The organism is Peribacillus asahii (assembly GCF_003570725.1).
Classification (GTDB): Bacteria; Bacillota; Bacilli; order Bacillales; family DSM-1321; genus Peribacillus; species Peribacillus asahii.
In genome coordinates this window covers 15,286-30,468 of sequence record NZ_QWVS01000032.1, presented here as the reverse complement: position 1 = coordinate 30,468, position 15,183 = coordinate 15,286, and the positions used below count along the sequence as shown (strand labels likewise).

At 35.8% G+C, this 15,183-nt stretch carries 15 protein-coding genes, 2 pseudogenes and 1 riboswitch; of the genes and pseudogenes, 5 read left to right on the top strand and 12 right to left on the bottom strand.

Translation table 11 applies throughout. The features are described 5' to 3' along the window. Positions 1-47 precede the first annotated feature (47 nt). On the bottom strand, positions 48-482 hold the full coding sequence (locus D1953_RS15150) for a YhfM domain-containing protein (RefSeq protein ID WP_119118021.1): 435 nt from the start codon (positions 480-482) through the stop codon (positions 48-50). Positions 483-507: 25 nt separating this feature from the next. Continuing rightward, positions 508-948, bottom strand: a complete 441-nt coding sequence (locus D1953_RS15145; RefSeq protein ID WP_119118096.1) for a DUF4275 family protein — start codon at positions 946-948, stop codon at positions 508-510. 207 nt (positions 949-1,155) lie between these two features. Between D1953_RS15145 and D1953_RS15140 the strand changes: the two genes are divergently transcribed. After that, positions 1,156-1,419 carry a tyrosine-type recombinase/integrase gene (locus tag D1953_RS15140; protein ID WP_119118020.1) on the top strand — a complete coding sequence of 88 codons (264 nt, stop codon included), beginning with the start codon at positions 1,156-1,158 and terminating at the stop codon, positions 1,417-1,419. A gap of 172 nt (positions 1,420-1,591) precedes the next feature. Here D1953_RS15140 and D1953_RS15135 read toward each other — a convergent pair whose 3' ends face one another. Together D1953_RS15135 and D1953_RS15130 are read right to left on the bottom strand one after the other, a co-directional pair. Continuing rightward, on the bottom strand, positions 1,592-2,425 hold the full coding sequence (locus D1953_RS15135) for an NAD(P)-dependent oxidoreductase (RefSeq protein ID WP_119118019.1): 834 nt from the start codon (positions 2,423-2,425) through the stop codon (positions 1,592-1,594). Positions 2,426-2,567: 142 nt separating this feature from the next. Next, positions 2,568-3,887 carry a GntP family permease gene (locus D1953_RS15130; protein ID WP_119118018.1) on the bottom strand — a complete coding sequence of 440 codons (1,320 nt, stop codon included), beginning with the start codon at positions 3,885-3,887 and terminating at the stop codon, positions 2,568-2,570. A gap of 664 nt (positions 3,888-4,551) precedes the next feature. Between D1953_RS15130 and D1953_RS15125 the strand changes: the two genes are divergently transcribed. Both D1953_RS15125 and D1953_RS15120 read left to right on the top strand, forming a co-directional pair. Continuing rightward, positions 4,552-5,442: a LysR family transcriptional regulator gene (locus tag D1953_RS15125; RefSeq protein ID WP_119118017.1), complete on the top strand. Its 891-nt coding sequence runs from the start codon at positions 4,552-4,554 to the stop codon at positions 5,440-5,442. A gap of 102 nt (positions 5,443-5,544) precedes the next feature. Further along, complete coding sequence (locus tag D1953_RS15120; protein WP_119118016.1) at positions 5,545-5,970, top strand: carboxymuconolactone decarboxylase family protein; 426 nt, start codon at positions 5,545-5,547, stop codon at positions 5,968-5,970. Between the two features lie 193 nt (positions 5,971-6,163). On the opposite strand, the gene D1953_RS15115 is transcribed toward D1953_RS15120, so the two are convergent. From D1953_RS15115 to D1953_RS15105, 3 genes and pseudogenes are all read right to left on the bottom strand, one after another. After that, on the bottom strand, positions 6,164-6,490 hold the full coding sequence (locus D1953_RS15115) for a hypothetical protein (protein ID WP_119118015.1): 327 nt from the start codon (positions 6,488-6,490) through the stop codon (positions 6,164-6,166). Between the two features lie 130 nt (positions 6,491-6,620). Further along, positions 6,621-7,985, bottom strand: a complete 1,365-nt coding sequence (locus D1953_RS15110) for an amino acid permease (RefSeq protein WP_119118014.1) — start codon at positions 7,983-7,985, stop codon at positions 6,621-6,623. A 152-nt stretch (positions 7,986-8,137) separates the two neighbouring features. Next, positions 8,138-8,218: riboswitch (glycine riboswitch) on the bottom strand. A 138-nt stretch (positions 8,219-8,356) separates the two neighbouring features. After that, a pseudogene (locus D1953_RS15105) lies at positions 8,357-8,476 on the bottom strand (IS6 family transposase); the annotation flags it as partial. Positions 8,477-8,677: 201 nt separating this feature from the next. On the opposite strand from D1953_RS15105, the gene D1953_RS15100 reads away from it, so the two are divergent. Then, positions 8,678-9,250, top strand: a complete 573-nt coding sequence (locus D1953_RS15100) for a hypothetical protein (protein ID WP_119118013.1) — start codon at positions 8,678-8,680, stop codon at positions 9,248-9,250. A gap of 538 nt (positions 9,251-9,788) precedes the next feature. Continuing rightward, positions 9,789-10,295 carry a hypothetical protein gene (locus D1953_RS15095; RefSeq protein WP_119118012.1) on the top strand — a complete coding sequence of 169 codons (507 nt, stop codon included), beginning with the start codon at positions 9,789-9,791 and terminating at the stop codon, positions 10,293-10,295. A gap of 77 nt (positions 10,296-10,372) precedes the next feature. Here the strand turns inward: D1953_RS15095 and D1953_RS21340 are convergent, their stop codons facing one another. The 5 genes and pseudogenes from D1953_RS21340 to D1953_RS15075 form a co-directional block, all read right to left on the bottom strand. Beyond that, on the bottom strand, positions 10,373-10,510 hold the full coding sequence (locus D1953_RS21340) for a hypothetical protein (RefSeq protein WP_182480626.1): 138 nt from the start codon (positions 10,508-10,510) through the stop codon (positions 10,373-10,375). A 6-nt stretch (positions 10,511-10,516) separates the two neighbouring features. Continuing rightward, positions 10,517-10,979, bottom strand: a pseudogene (locus D1953_RS15090) (helix-turn-helix transcriptional regulator). Positions 10,980-11,160: 181 nt separating this feature from the next. Then, complete coding sequence (locus D1953_RS15085; RefSeq protein ID WP_425454283.1) at positions 11,161-12,414, bottom strand: ammonium transporter; 1,254 nt, start codon at positions 12,412-12,414, stop codon at positions 11,161-11,163. Between the two features lie 103 nt (positions 12,415-12,517). Beyond that, positions 12,518-13,090: a hypothetical protein gene (locus tag D1953_RS15080; protein WP_119118010.1), complete on the bottom strand. Its 573-nt coding sequence runs from the start codon at positions 13,088-13,090 to the stop codon at positions 12,518-12,520. A 56-nt stretch (positions 13,091-13,146) separates the two neighbouring features. Continuing rightward, positions 13,147-15,102: a primary-amine oxidase gene (locus D1953_RS15075; protein WP_119118009.1), complete on the bottom strand. Its 1,956-nt coding sequence runs from the start codon at positions 15,100-15,102 to the stop codon at positions 13,147-13,149. Between the last annotated feature and the right edge of the window lie 81 nt (positions 15,103-15,183).

The following is a 15,183-nucleotide window of genomic DNA, read 5'->3' as shown; positions in this document are numbered from 1 at the left end:
CCTACTTGAATCTTACCAACAATAGGAATTTTGTAAAGGTGTTACATTTATTCCTCCGAAAGTATCAACTTCCTTAACTCCTTCGTCATTTGTGAAGAAGTAAGATAAACAGTGTCATTAGTTATATACATAAACGTACTCTTTTCATTTTCCTTCCCTAACCATAAATGAATTCCATGTGTAGGTAGTCCTTCTTCGTCTGATTTGTATTCCACCATAACATCGTAATTAGGTTCAGTTATATCAACCTTACCTGGTTGTTTAACAGCAGTCGTAATCGCCTTCTTAAAAATATCAATGGATTTCTTATCTTTGAATGACAGAATGAAATCTTCATTCATCCCACCAAAACCTTTTGATTTTGAAATTTTAACTTCTGAAATTTTTTCATCTAAGAGAACCATTGTTTCTGCTTGTTGTGACTGACAACCTGTTAAAATCAGAAAACAGACAACCAAAAATATTGAAAAAATAGTTTTCAAGATCCCCTCCACCCTCTATATAACTTTAAATTGTTTTATCTTTTCTACTAAAATAAGGACCGCACCAGCCTGTTTCATGAGTTCTCATATAAGTCCATTTGAATTCCTTATCTACCACATACACATCTTCTTCATTTAGAAAATCATCTGCATTTAAAGACGAAGCCTTTTCAAGAATTAACGCATCATTAGAATGCTGATAAAAAACATAACAAAATTTCTTTGATTCTTTGTTAAATGCTAAATCCGCTTGTTCTTCTTTTAAGCACTGCTTTTTTTCCCAGCTAAATACATGCCATAGGTAGCCACAGCAGCCATCTTCATCATAAAGATAAATAGAATTCTTTTCTTTATCACTAAGATGATTGGCAAAGTGATCTTCCCATTGTTTTCTTAAATACGTTCCCCACTTAGGTATTTCAGTTACCTTTACTTTTTTCTTCTCAAGCAGGGATACTAAATCCATCACATATTCCAAAACGACACCTACTCTACATAATACTCATATCTCATTCGTATCTCTGTTAAAAAATATACTACAACCTTACACGTTAAGTCTCACATGTAATTTCTTTAAGCTATAAAAACTAAAATCCCTAACATCCCTATTTTTACTTCGAGAAAGTTCATTCAAAACCTCTAATCAATAATTATCTCCGCTGTAAAACAGCGAATGGGTACAGCTTACCGCAACTTTAACCTTGTTGTTTGTACCACATATGGTAAGCATGAAGTACAACTGTCTTCTTTTGAAGTCGGAGAAACGATTGTACGTATTCACTTAATCCCTTACTTTCAATCTATCCCCTTGTCTAAAATTACAGCGTATGGTATCGATCAATTGTATACTCAAAAGTTAAACGCGGGCTTGGCCAATGCGACTGTAAAGAAAATACACAATCTTTTATCTAAAACATTGCAGAAGGCCGTGAAGTGAGGATTAATCAAGAATAATCCGGTTAAAGATATGTGCACTTCCTTCCACATACAATCAAGGCCGGTAAAATAAGCCAAAAATTCTAAACAAATAAGGAAAGCATTCTGTTCAACACAGAACGCTTTCCTATTAGAGAGATTGTATAATCAACCAATTAAGTGGTAACTAATTATTAGGCTTTTGGTTTCTCTTTACCCATAGAATTAAATAATTGTGTAGATGATAATGCATTAAATGGCATAGATACATTATGTTTAACGCCTTCGTTGTAAGTCGCAATTAAGTCTTTAAGTAGAACTGATAAAGCAGTCTCAGCTGTCCACTCAGAAATATCACTCCAGTTTCTTACTACCCAGCTGTCACCAGTACTTACTTTTAATAAATTTAAAATTTCTTCTTCTGGTAAGCCATAATGTTTGCCTAATTTTAAACCTTCTGCAACAGCGTTCATGTTAACACCTAAAATCATATTGTTTACTAATTTTGCTACTTGGCTGTTACCAGCTTCAGCGCCATAGTAGAATGTATTAGAACCAATTGCATCAAAGTATGGCATGAAAGATTTCACGATCTCTTCAGAACCTGAAGTCATAATTGATAATGTTCCAGCTTGAGCACCTGAAGCACCACCACTTACCGCAGCACTAATTAATGTTAATTCACTTTCTTCTTCAACTTTTTTGCCTAATTCGTTCATTGTATCAGGAGCAAGCGTACTCATAACAATAATTGTTTTATTTTTAGGTTGTGCAGATAATAAACCGCCCTCACTAAAAATAACGTCAACATTTTGAGCATAGTCACGAACCATTGAGATAATCGCTTCGTCGGCTTGTTCAGCCACTTCTTTTAAAGTTTCTACCATTGTAATACCAGCTGCTGCTGCTTTTTCGTAAACACCTTTAAATGCATCATAACCGATTACTTCGAAACCAGCTTTTTTTAAGTTAACTGCCATTGGGAAGCCCATTGTTCCTAATCCGATAAATCCAATTTTTTTACTCATATTCAATTCCTCCAATATTGTTATATATCTTTTTTCATAGTAATCAAATCTATCACATGAAAAACTTTAGAATAAAGTTCCTGATGCCTTGTTATAGTTGTATAATTCGTAGCAAGTATGAAAACTTGCTACAGTTAGAAGTTTAAGTTAAACCCAAGATTGTCATAATTACGATAACGGCCATTGCGACCCAGGAAGTAACACTTATACTGATAAATGCATTTTTGAACGTATCCTTCATCGTTAATCCCGCTAAATTGTTAAATATAATCAAGAATCCAGAGTAAGGAACAATTGCTAGAGCTCCAGATCCGACTGCAATTGCACGGTGAACCGTTTCCGGATCTAGTCCCAATTCCAAATAGTATGGAGCAAAATTCGCAACAGCAATACCAATTGCTCCAACAGCAGAAGCCGTAATACCACTAATAATACCTGTACCAATCATTAATGAGAGTACAGGAGGTCCAGGAATTGATTGAATCAATTGGAATACACCCTTAAACGCAGGAACACCTGTAGCAATGCTCCCAAATGCAATCGTACTACCAGTTGTTATTGTAGAAGATACCGATTCGGTAGCACCTTGATTTAATACCTCTTTTTGCTTAGCAATTTGTTTACGGAATAATATAGCACTCAATAGAATCGCAACAATTAAAGCGACAATAATGATGTTACTTACAAAACTAAATAGTAATATTATTCCTAATAACACGATGATTGGCAGTAAACTGATAATGAATGATGGAAGCTCACGCTCAGATGTAGTACTACTACTTTCATCCTTCTCATTCACATTAAACGTCTCATTTTTACGCAAACTTTTGGACAAAGAGAGTTTCATAAATACTAGTATGAAAACTATCGCTGCAATGGAAGTGACAATTCCGATCATCGGCGCAGCCGTTAATGTAGTGCCCAAAGCCGTTGACGGTACAACATTGTGTAATGAAGGTGCCCCAGGCAGCATCGTCATCGTGAAGGTTGAAGTCCCACCAAACACTGGAATGGCAACTAGTTTCCACGAAATATTAAGTTCTCTGAATATTGGTCTAGCCATTGGAATTAATGCGAAAATAATGACGAATACATTAATACCGCCGTAAGTAAGAAGGGCAGAAATAATAAATAATGCCACTAATGCGTTGTACGGATTCTTGGTTCCTACCACCGACAATACTTTATTTGCAATGGAAATCGTTGCCCCACTTTTATCCATGTATTTCGCTAATATAGAACCTAATAAGAATATAGCGAAATTTGATGCAACAAACCCCGCAAGCGCCGCCATATAAGAATTCTCTTTACCAAATACGGTCTCTAATATATTTATATCGTTAAACAGCAACACGACAATCGTGGCTATGGGTGCAGCAACTATGATATTAAATTTTTTAACAATAAAGAGAATGATAGTTAAAATACCTAACAATATCCCGAATATACCTAACATATCCATTCTAATTCACCTCTTATTCTCTAGTTGTTTTGGATATTAAGTAAGCAACCGCCTCCCTGAAAATTCACATTTTTTCTAAAATCTATTTCTTAATTTTCAAAACGAATTACTACGGATTCACAATTCTCTAATTCGAGATGATATTAAGTCATTATATAAATTTATTCAGTATTCTGAACTCGAAACTATTTAGTTTAGGATTTTCATTAAAATCGTCAATAGTCGGGATTGGATATATCCATCAACGGACTCCCTGCCCTCCCTCTTACACTTTGGCCGTCTACAATATAAAACGTGTTGGAATTCCCTTACTATCTGGTAAAGTATACTCCTTTACAACATCTAAACCTATTTGGTAGCGCTTTATTTCTCCTTCGTGTTATTCCTCCTAAGTTGTAATTTGTATGACAAAGTTACTATAACGTAAAATTCATATATTCGTAAAATATATATAATTCATAATACGTAGTCCTTTTTATCATAATAAGTTAAAAAGAAATTCAAGTAATTAGTTCTTGCTTGGGTATCCCACAAGCCAGTATTTTAAGAGAAATAAAAGGAATCTATTTTGAAAATGATTGATGTACATCTCAAATTAGAGTGACTAAAATAGATGAAATAAACACAAATTATATATATTTTTCATAGATCGGAGATTGAATTAATGGACATACGTCACCTCACTTACTTTATTGAAGTAGCTAAATACAAAAGTTTTACCAAAGCTTCTAAATCCCTCCACTTGTCACAATCTACACTAAGTAAAGTAGTCAAAAGCTTGGAAGAAGAATTAAATGTAGAACTTATCGACCGTTCCGCAAAGAAAATTGAATTAACGGAAGCAGGTGAAATCGTTTTGGCGGAAGGGGAAACGATTATGGAATCGCTAAATGATTTATCTATTCACCTATATGATTTAATGAACTTAAAAAAAGGAAAAATAAAAATCGGTATACCACCAATAATTGGTTTTTTATTTTTCCCAAAAATTATTAAGGGATTCAATAATCTGTACCCCGATATCAAAATAAAAATCTTTGAAGATGATTCAAAAAAGGTTAAACAGGAAGTCAAAGACGGAATATTAGATCTTGGTGTGGTTATGCTACCGGTGGATGAAAAGGAGTTTGATGTTGTCCCCCTTGTTTGCGAAGAACTGTCGCTTTTCGTCCATCATTCCCATCCATTAGCGCATAGGAAAAAGGTTGAAATAAAAGAATTACAAAACGAAACCTTTATTCTATTTAAGCAAGAGTTTATTCATAATCTTATTGTTCAAGAATGTCTAAAAGCCGGTTTTCGTCCGAAAATTGCTTACGAAATTTCTGAGTGGGGTTTTATTAGTGAAATGATTGGCGAAGACTTAGGAATTTCAATTTGCCCTAAACTCATGGCAAAAAAAGTCGATCAAGATTTAATCAAGGCGATTCCCATCGATAACCCAAGCTTGCCTTGGGATTTGGGATTGATATCCAAAAAAAAGAAACACATTTCACCTGCAGTTCGTGAATTTATCAAATATATTTCAGCTGAATTACCTCTTTATAATGATTAAAAGGAATACATAACATGAGTTATATGTATTTTACGAATAATGAAAGCTGCGTTATAGTTATTTCTGTCAAATACAAATGATTTTTAGCAGGGGGAAAATAACATGGAAACAAATCGTTACCAAAGAGGTTTAGATATTATAAATGAGATTACTGTAACAGATAACAAGGAAATTGGAACACACATGGATATTGTAGCAGCCTTTAAAGACCTTGCACCTGATTTAGAAAGTTTTATTGTTGAATTTGCTTTTGGAGATATTTATTCACGAGAGGGCTTAACTAAACAACAACAAACGATGGCCACAATCGCTTCTCTTGTAACTCTAGGTACGGAGCCACAATTGGAATTGCATATCAACGTAGGAATTACAATTGGATTAACTCCAAAAGAAATTGTTGGAACAATCGTGCACTTGATTCCCTATACAGGCTTCCCACGTGTCTTGAATGCTCTAAAAATCGCAAAAAAAGTTTTTGCTCAAAGAAATGTAACAGTTAAAGATTTAGAAATGCAGCCAAATTACTAAAACGGCTAACACGCCTTTAACGACCACATCCTAAAACAGATGAATTTGGACATAAATGCAAATAAATAAAATTTTCTCAAAATCCCCTAAGTTTAAGCAAAATAAAAAAAGACATATTCAGTCCCCAATCCTGAATATGTCTTTTTTTATTGATTACATAACTCTATTTAAATCCTAACTACTTGTCTGTATTCTATTTTAATCCATATCGAGCCTTCGAAACTAGCTTATTGTATTCAGATAAAGTAATACCATTTTTAACTGGTGCTACATAGATTTTAGTATATGCTGGTGTAGATGCAGTCACCCTATAAGTTGTTTTTGTAGTTTTAACTGTTTTATTTTCTGTTACTTTTTGTTGATCATAGTCTACATATTTTACATTTGCATATCCTAAGTCAGAGTATGTTGGGTCTTGTGTAAGAACAGCATCTTCAAGTGTTACAGCAGAATCACTTTCTCCATACTGATTTGATACCGACATTGAACCATAACCACCATCTCCGGGTACGAGAATCATACTTCCTCTAGATAGCCCTACCTTTTTGTAGCCATTAGCAAGCCTTAAGGGGGCCTTGCGGTGCCCCCTTAAACAGATACTTGTCACAATTCAAGCCCATTCGTTAAACTAAGAACGCTCCCTTATTTTTCTAAGCAGATAATTTTATATTTTTTTCCTTTTTTCTACGATTTGAATACAGAGTAAATAATAGAATAAACCAAATTGGTGTTAACAAAAGGGCCGGTCTTGTTTCTTCAGCAACCAGCATAATGATGAGAATCATGGCAAACAACGTTAGGACAGCGTAATTAATAAATGGTGTGAATGGTGCTTTAAATTTGGATTTTGCCTGTAATTGCGGACGTGTTTTCTTGTATCTCAAATGGCAAATGAGAATAACACCCCAAACCCAAATAAAACAAATTGCACTAATAGTTGTCACGATTCCAAAAGCTTGTTCCGGTATAAGTTTGCTCAAAAGAGCTCCCACTGATAAGACAAGCACAGATATCCATAACGCATTACTTGGTACGTGATTTTTATTCAGTTTTGCAAAATGTAATGGAGCTTGGTCATTTTTCCCTAAATTAAACAGGATTCGGCTTGTAGAAAACATCCCGCTGTTACAAGCAGAAGCAGCTGAAGTTAATACGACAAAATTAATAATTCCTGCGGCAATTGGAATCCCTACTAGACTAAACGTTTTTACAAAAGGACTTTCTGCTGCACTTAGTTCTGTCCATGGATTAACACACAATAGGATAACAAGTGCGCCAACGTAGAAAAGTAGAATCCTTAAAGGAATTTTATTAATCGCCGATGGGATATTTTTTTCTGGATTGGATGTTTCCGCTGCCGATACACCCACTAATTCCACACCCACATAGGCAAAGACCACCATCTGGAATGAAAGTAAGAAGCCTGATATTCCGTTTGGAAAAAGCCCTCCATGTTCCCAAAGATTTTGAACCGTAACCGTTCCTGCATCTGTCTTGAATCCCATCACCAGCAAAATAATCCCAATGCCTATTAATGCGAGAATCGTGATGACCTTTATTAATGCAAACCAAAACTCCAATTCTCCAAAAAGCTTTACAGTTAATAGATTGAATCCTAATAAAATGATCAAGCAGATAATGGCAGGTATCCATTGCGGGATATCAAACCAATATTGTACATATACTCCAACAGCAATCACATCAGCCATAGCTGTCATAATCCAACAAAACCAATATGTCCATCCGGTTACAAATGCTGCACGAGGTCCAAGATAGTCTTCGGCAATGTCTGTAAACGATTGATAACCTGCTTTAGACAGCAAAAGTTCTCCTAACGCCCTCATCACAAAAAAAATAGCAAGACCTACGATTAAATAGGCAAAGATGATGGACGGACCTGCTAGTTGTATCGCTTTGCCGGATCCTAAGAATAACCCAGTACCAATAGTACCTCCAATCGCGATAAGTTGAACATGCCGATTTGATAAACCCCTCTTTAATTCATGTTGTGCCATAATGGCGCCTCCTTAATAAAAACTTACATGTGAAACGAAAACAATAAAAAAAGAGATCGGATGTCCTCCAATCTCTAAGGTATAGGTATAAGAATAAGAATAATAAATAAGCACTTGTTATGCTAAAACGATTAGCACAACAAATACATATTCAATACTCTTCTGTCCTTTTGCCTGAGATTGTGAACCCTTCGGCGCCGTGGAATTCCCACGGTCTCTCCAGAAGCCGCTCCTGCTATAGTGTGATCCATAGCAATCATAGCTTGCTTATTATTTTAAAGTATTATTTCCGAATACTTTTAATTTTAGTAGTAGATTAATATTTTGTCAATATAGTGGATGGGGCATATCTCTCATCACCTTTGATTTCATTCCTCCATCATTTTCACCAAATCACGAAAACTGAGGTTGTACCGTAGATACCATCTTACAGTTAACAGAATACTGTCAGGCTGATAATGTTTCCATTTGAATAAATGTTGATTTTTTATACGATCATGCCCCTTTTTTAGAGTACTAGTATCAGTATGTCCAAGATTTAAAGATCACTTGCAAGTATCTTGGAATTTTTGCACGAGAACCAGTCAGAGGGGTTAATTTAATTATAAAAGGATTAAATTAGTCGACCTTGATAAAAAGTTTTAATTTGGGAATGATATGGAAAAGTCAATTACATTAAGGTGGGACTTATTATGACCAGTGAACAAAGAAAACAATTAAATGAAATAATCAGTCAACAAGACAAAGTTGTTAAAATGTGGGTGGAGTACTGGAAGGAATTCTCCAACATGCAAACATGGCATTTTTGGGGAGTCGTACTAATGTTAATAGTTCCACTTATCATTATTTATTTTTGTATTGATAAAAGAAAAGTATTTCATATAGGTTTCTTTGGTTTTAATATTCATACTTGGTTTACATATTCTGACGCTATAGCCATGAGGACTGCACATGTTGTTTACCCTTTTCAGGCAATACCCGTCTTACCTGTTAATTTTGCGTTAGATGCATCACTAATCCCAGTTTCTTTCATGCTGCTATACCAATGGTGTCTAAATCATCAAAAAAATATACTACTGTATGGTGTTCTTTTGAGTGCCTTTTTCTCTTTTGTTTTCAAGCCCTTGTTAGTCCTATTGGATTTTATACAACTTAATAAAGGTATGAATTACTTTTATCTTTTTTTAAATTATTTACTGATCTTATTTCTTGCAACGTTTATAACGAAGGTCTTTTTATATTTAAAAAAGAAGGGAACAGGATAAGCGATATTTAGTACAGATGTATCTTCTATGTAAAATCAGTGGACATATCTTTCAGTTCGCTGTTTTTTTATGCCTAAAAAGTTTTTGAAAAATACCGAAAAATTTTTATAGATTTCCATACCTTCCAAATTTCCCACCTCCTTACCTTATAAACAATTAAAATACTGAGGAAGTTCCCTATATTCCTAAGAACCAAGAATTATCTCCTGTAAAAAAATAATACGGCCTATCATCTCCATACTGGGTACTGATATTGGATTACGTTTTGAAACATTAACTAAGTCTTTCACTAATCAATTATCTGTTCAATCCGACTCCTCTATTATGTTAAATGGTATGTATAGAAGGATTATTAGGAGTAGAACTCTGCATAAAGAAGATACTTACAAAACTTGAATTATAATCAAGAGCAGGAACTCTCGCCGCTCCAGTCCAAGTTCATCAACTCCCCAGCCCCACAAAACTGAAAGAATATGAAACTTATCCGTCATTAAAAACGTATAAATGGTAATAATCAATAATGAGAGATGGGAATTAGATGCAAAAAAAGGTGCAGAAAAAGTTATTCAATTTATTCACAGGTGAATTATTTGCTACGATTATGTTTGCTGTATTATGGATGATGTATCTCCAACTTTTTAAATGGACAGGCCCCTACTTAACGTCCTTTTCTTCTTTATATGCGTTTGCTTTATTAGAATTTATCTTACTTCAAGGCAGTTATTATTGGTTTCTTAAGTGGAAACAAGTCCAACGCAAAGATTATTCTCATTTGCCTTATCGTCAACTAAGAATTTTTAGATTGTTTAAGAGATTGAACCTTTTCCTAATAGGAATCGGCATAATTATCATGATATATCAATTAATTGTATTTCCACTTCATTTTTATTGGTTTATATTTCTTTATATTTTCGCAATCATTGAATATATCAACTACTACCATATTCGACTCTCCTATCAAAGCATAGATGAAATGAAGGATTTCATTCGTCAAAAAAAACTTCGGAGTTCAAAGTTGGCAGAAGATTTGAAAAATCTTTACTAACTGGCTAATGAATGAGAATAAATAAACAAAGAGAACTTCTCTTTACTAGCAGTTTTCTTTGTTTATTTCATCCATGTTTATCTCCATTCCACTCGTTCTTTTCCTTTATTCATTAAATAAACTATTCCAGCTACGAAACAAAGGATAAGTACCATTTTCACACTTCCCATATGCAAAAAACTTTTTATAAAGGCCATTAAAAGATTCAACACCATCTACTCTCACTCCTCAAAAGATAAATTGGTAGGCTCGTCTAAGAGGTCACGTGTAAAATCAATATTCGTTGTTGGTATGCGGTCATCCACTTCCTCAAATTTAAGTTCATCTATCCATACTTGCCCATTTCCTGAAAGTAAAACACCAAAAGCGATAACCGCACTATTTTCAGGAACATCTAAGACGATGAAGTAATGATTCCATTCAGAATCTCCTACAATTGGACGATCACTCATATTATCAAATAAATGATTCTTGTGTTTCAAAGCGATAATACAAGGCAATATCGATTATCTTTTCATCCGTATAAAGTAATAAGTTAGCTGCGTTAGCAATTCTTCGATATCGAATATATTCAGATACAGTTACGCCAACCTCTTTTTGAAAAATGCGATGGTAATGATACTTTGAAAAACCATCAAAGTTAGCGATGCTTTCTACAATTACTTCCAATCCTTCTCTCTGTATAGCATTCCATCCTCTTTTTTATTCTATTAACGAATGATTACCAAGTTTCTTCTATATTATTATACCGGGGCAACACCCTGAACGAAAAAGAACCGCCACCCTGCAACCTAAATGATTGCGAGTAACGGTTCTTCGACAACTACAAAAAGCGGCGCGTAATAAATACTCGCCGCTTTGCTCTTTATGATTTCATAAACGAAGGAGCAATTTCTTCGTCATCAGCATATTTGTTATAAGCAGGTTCATTATGTGTACTAATATCTAAACCTGTAATTTCCTCTTCTTCTGATACACGAAGTGGTGTAAAGATTGAAATAATTTTCAATACAACATATGTGCCAACGACCGTTAAAGCAATTGATACGCCGACACCCGTTAATTGATGCAAAATTTGTTCTGGATTCCCGTAAAACAAACCATCTGCACCTGCTTCATTTACAGAAGTCGTTGCAAATAACCCTGTCGCAACAGCACCCCAAATACCAGCCATCCCATGTACACCAAATGCATCTAATGTATCATCGTATTTTAATTTTGCTTTAATAAATTTAATGCTGAAATATGCAACCGGAGCACCTAAGAAACCGATGATTAAAGCGGAAGGAATTGTTACAAACCCCGATCCCGGTGTAATTGCTACAAGCCCTGCAATCGCACCCGTTGCTGTCCCAACAAGTGTCGGTCTTTTCGTCAGTGCCCACTCAATAACAAGCCATCCTAAACCACCCGCTGCACCTGCAACATGTGTATTTAAAATAACGAGTGATGCCAATGAACCTGAAGCGAGCGCACTACCACCATTAAAACCGAACCAGCCGAACCATAACGTTGCTGCACCAAATAAGAAGAATACAATATTGTGCGGCTTTTCACCGTTACGGCGTCTACGTGGACCGATAATTAATGCGGCTACAAGGGCCGCTACACCAGATGTAATATGAACAACTGTACCACCTGCAAAGTCAAGCTCACCCATTTGTGCTAACCATCCACCACCCCATACAGCATGTGCCATAGGTGCATAAACAATTGTTGGCCATAATACACAGAACGGAATCCATGCTTTAAATGAAATACGCCCTGAAATACCACCTGAAATAATTGCTACTGTGATTGCGACATAAACAATTTGTAACGCTGCAAATAAATAATGCGGAATCGTTAAGCCATCATATGCTGCGCCGTCGACACCTTTCATTCCTAAATAATCCAAGCCACCAATGAATCCACCTAAACTTGCACCATAGCTTAACGTATAACCCCATAGTACCCAAACGATACTTACGATAATTAAACTAACAAAGCTATGCATTAACGTTGAGACAACGTTCCGTTCACTTACTAAGCCGCCGTAAAATAGCGCTAAACCTGGGACATGCATAAAGAGTACTAACCCCATTGCTACAATAATCCACGTCGTATCTCCTGTATCAATAACACCTTCCTCTGCAGCAAAAGTTGCTGGTGCAAAAAGAATACTTATAAACATAATAGAAAATAAAGTAATTAAAAATCTTTTCATGATCCCACCTCCAAATCTATTCATGGTGATGCATATGATCCGATTGTTCTACTTGTTGCGGGTTCTCCATCTGATCGAGTAAAACGGATGACACTAACGTTGTACATGTTGCTACTGCAATAATACATGCACCAAGCGTCACTTTTTTCATATTCACTTTTTCTTTTTTCACACTGTGTAGTTTCATGAAGTATAGTAATAAGCCAACGACTGCAACGTAAAATAAATCCATTGCAATAAGCATAAAAGAAATACGTGTATCTGGTGTCATTGCTGCTAACATTGCACCCATCATCGCACCCATTAACGTCGCACCTAAGGCTTCTATAATTCCCGCTAAGTCGAAAAGCTTTCCGACAAATACAGCGAAACAACTACTCACAATCATCGAAACGACTGTCGTAACTGCTAGATCACCCGGATATAAAAATGTTGCAACGAGACCGATTAACGTACCGAACATCATGCCATAAGCCATTGGGACACATTTCATTTTTCCCTCCGCTTTACGCACTTGTAATTTTTTTGCTGAGAAATATAAAACATACGTATATAAAATTGCGATAAAACCACTCATTAAAATTAACATATGCATTCCACCTTTAAAGAAACTACTTGAGCAAAATGCTCAAGTAGTTCACTTTTTTAATGACAAGAAGAATTCGAGTTACAAGAAGTGATTTTCTTTTCCGGACGTGGTAAATCGATTGCCGGATTACGATCGAAGAAGCCTACGGGTTTTAGTTGGAAACTTTGATATGCGGTTGGCATTACTGGCCAATCTTCTGGACGCGTAATATGATGATGCCCCATTGTGTACCAAACGACAATATCTTCATTTTCAATGTCGCGATCTGCTTTTACGTAATGTTCTAAACTATCGCCACCTTTTGATTGGTTCGGATATTTACCAGAAGCGTACATTTCTTTTTTGTCAAACTTTGTAACGTATAAATGATTTTTAATGAAGCCCGCACGCTTAATAACCGTTGCATCATCAGTTGCGAATGGGAAGCAGTTTTCACCTGTTACGATTTTGTAGCTGACAGGCTGGCCTAAATAGTTCGTTGAATTCGGATTAACGATTTTCCATGTTTTTTGTGTACGTAAATCGATATTGCTAATCGCTTCCGATTCTTTTTTGAACGTATTCGATACTGTGTAGAAAGCATTATTGTTCGGATTTTCTGGACCAGCTACTTCCGTTACTGTATGCGATTCAACTAATGAGTTTTTCACCCCGTCAATCATCGGGTCAATACGGAAGTTGAAGAAATGTTGGTGATATGGCGCATTTACTTGTGGCGCAACTTCTGTGCCGTATTTTGATTTTTCACCTGGCTCTAATGCACCGACGTTTAAAATACCTGTTAGTTTCACTTCACATTCAATCGTACCGTCTTGGTAGAATGACCAGAAGAAACCGTAATCGTAGTTAGCAACTGTTGCGAAGAACGAAATTACAAGACGTCTTGAACGACGAACTTCTACGTTATTTGTACGCCAATCTGTATGCTTCCATGCAACACCATAATCTTCTTCGTGTAAGCATACCGCATTTTTAATAGTGAACGGTTCTCCTTTACTATTACTCATTACCGCATCGAAATATTGGATATGGCCTAAGCAATCACAACCAAGTTCTAATGAGTTTGCTAGTTGCCCGATGCCATATTCTCCTGCATCAAATGCATTTTGCCAGTTATGCGCTGGATTTGTATCTGAGTATGGTACGACCATTTCTGATAATGCTGCACGATATAAAATCGGACGCTCTTTGTCGCCGTCTTTATAAGACACTGTATGTAATACTAAACCTTCACGTGGCGTAAAACCGAAACGAATTTTCCACTTTTGCCAATCGATACAATGTCCTTCAAATTCAAAGCTCGGGCCATCAGGTTGCGTAATATCTAATCTTTTAACGTCTGTACGTACGTTAATCGGCATGCTTTTCGCATCTTCTGGTACGTATGCGCTATCTGTTGGTGGTAATGGTTTTACACCATAATCTTCAATACGTAAAATTTCCATTTTGTTTACGTCAACAACTGCAATTAAACCAGTGATTGGGAAACCGTAACCGTTCTTTCCCGCTGCTGGGCGTACCCATGCAAGTGCACGTACGACACGTTTTCCTTCATCTTCAGGAATATTGTAATAACCTGCTGACCAAGGATCAATCATTACAAGCGTCGGATCTGTGACACCACGTTTTTTCAATGCTTCTTGATAAGCAAGGTCTTCAATGACCAATTTTTCAACTTCGTCAAATTCATCTAACATATAGCCTGGCCTTACATCTAACACTTCTTCATATGACACAAGCGTTTGATCTGTTAATGAAACAACTGCTTCAAACGTTTGATTCGTTTGTGGTTCTAAAATAATTAACGCTGCTTGGCGATTAAATGCGTCACCTTTTTTAAAGTTTAATACGACATCTTTATCAGGTTCTTCTAATACGACCGTCGCAAAACGTACTTTATCTGTTAATGCTTTTTCACTTTTCACAATTTCAACCGCTAACTTAATCTCATCTGCTGAAAGCGGCTCTAATGGGTGTAATACATTCACTACTTGTTCATTTTGTAACAACATTTTAAATTCCTCCTCTACGTTATCTAAGCGAACTCATTCGCGTTAGGTTTAATAACATATTATTCAAAATCCCAAAATGTT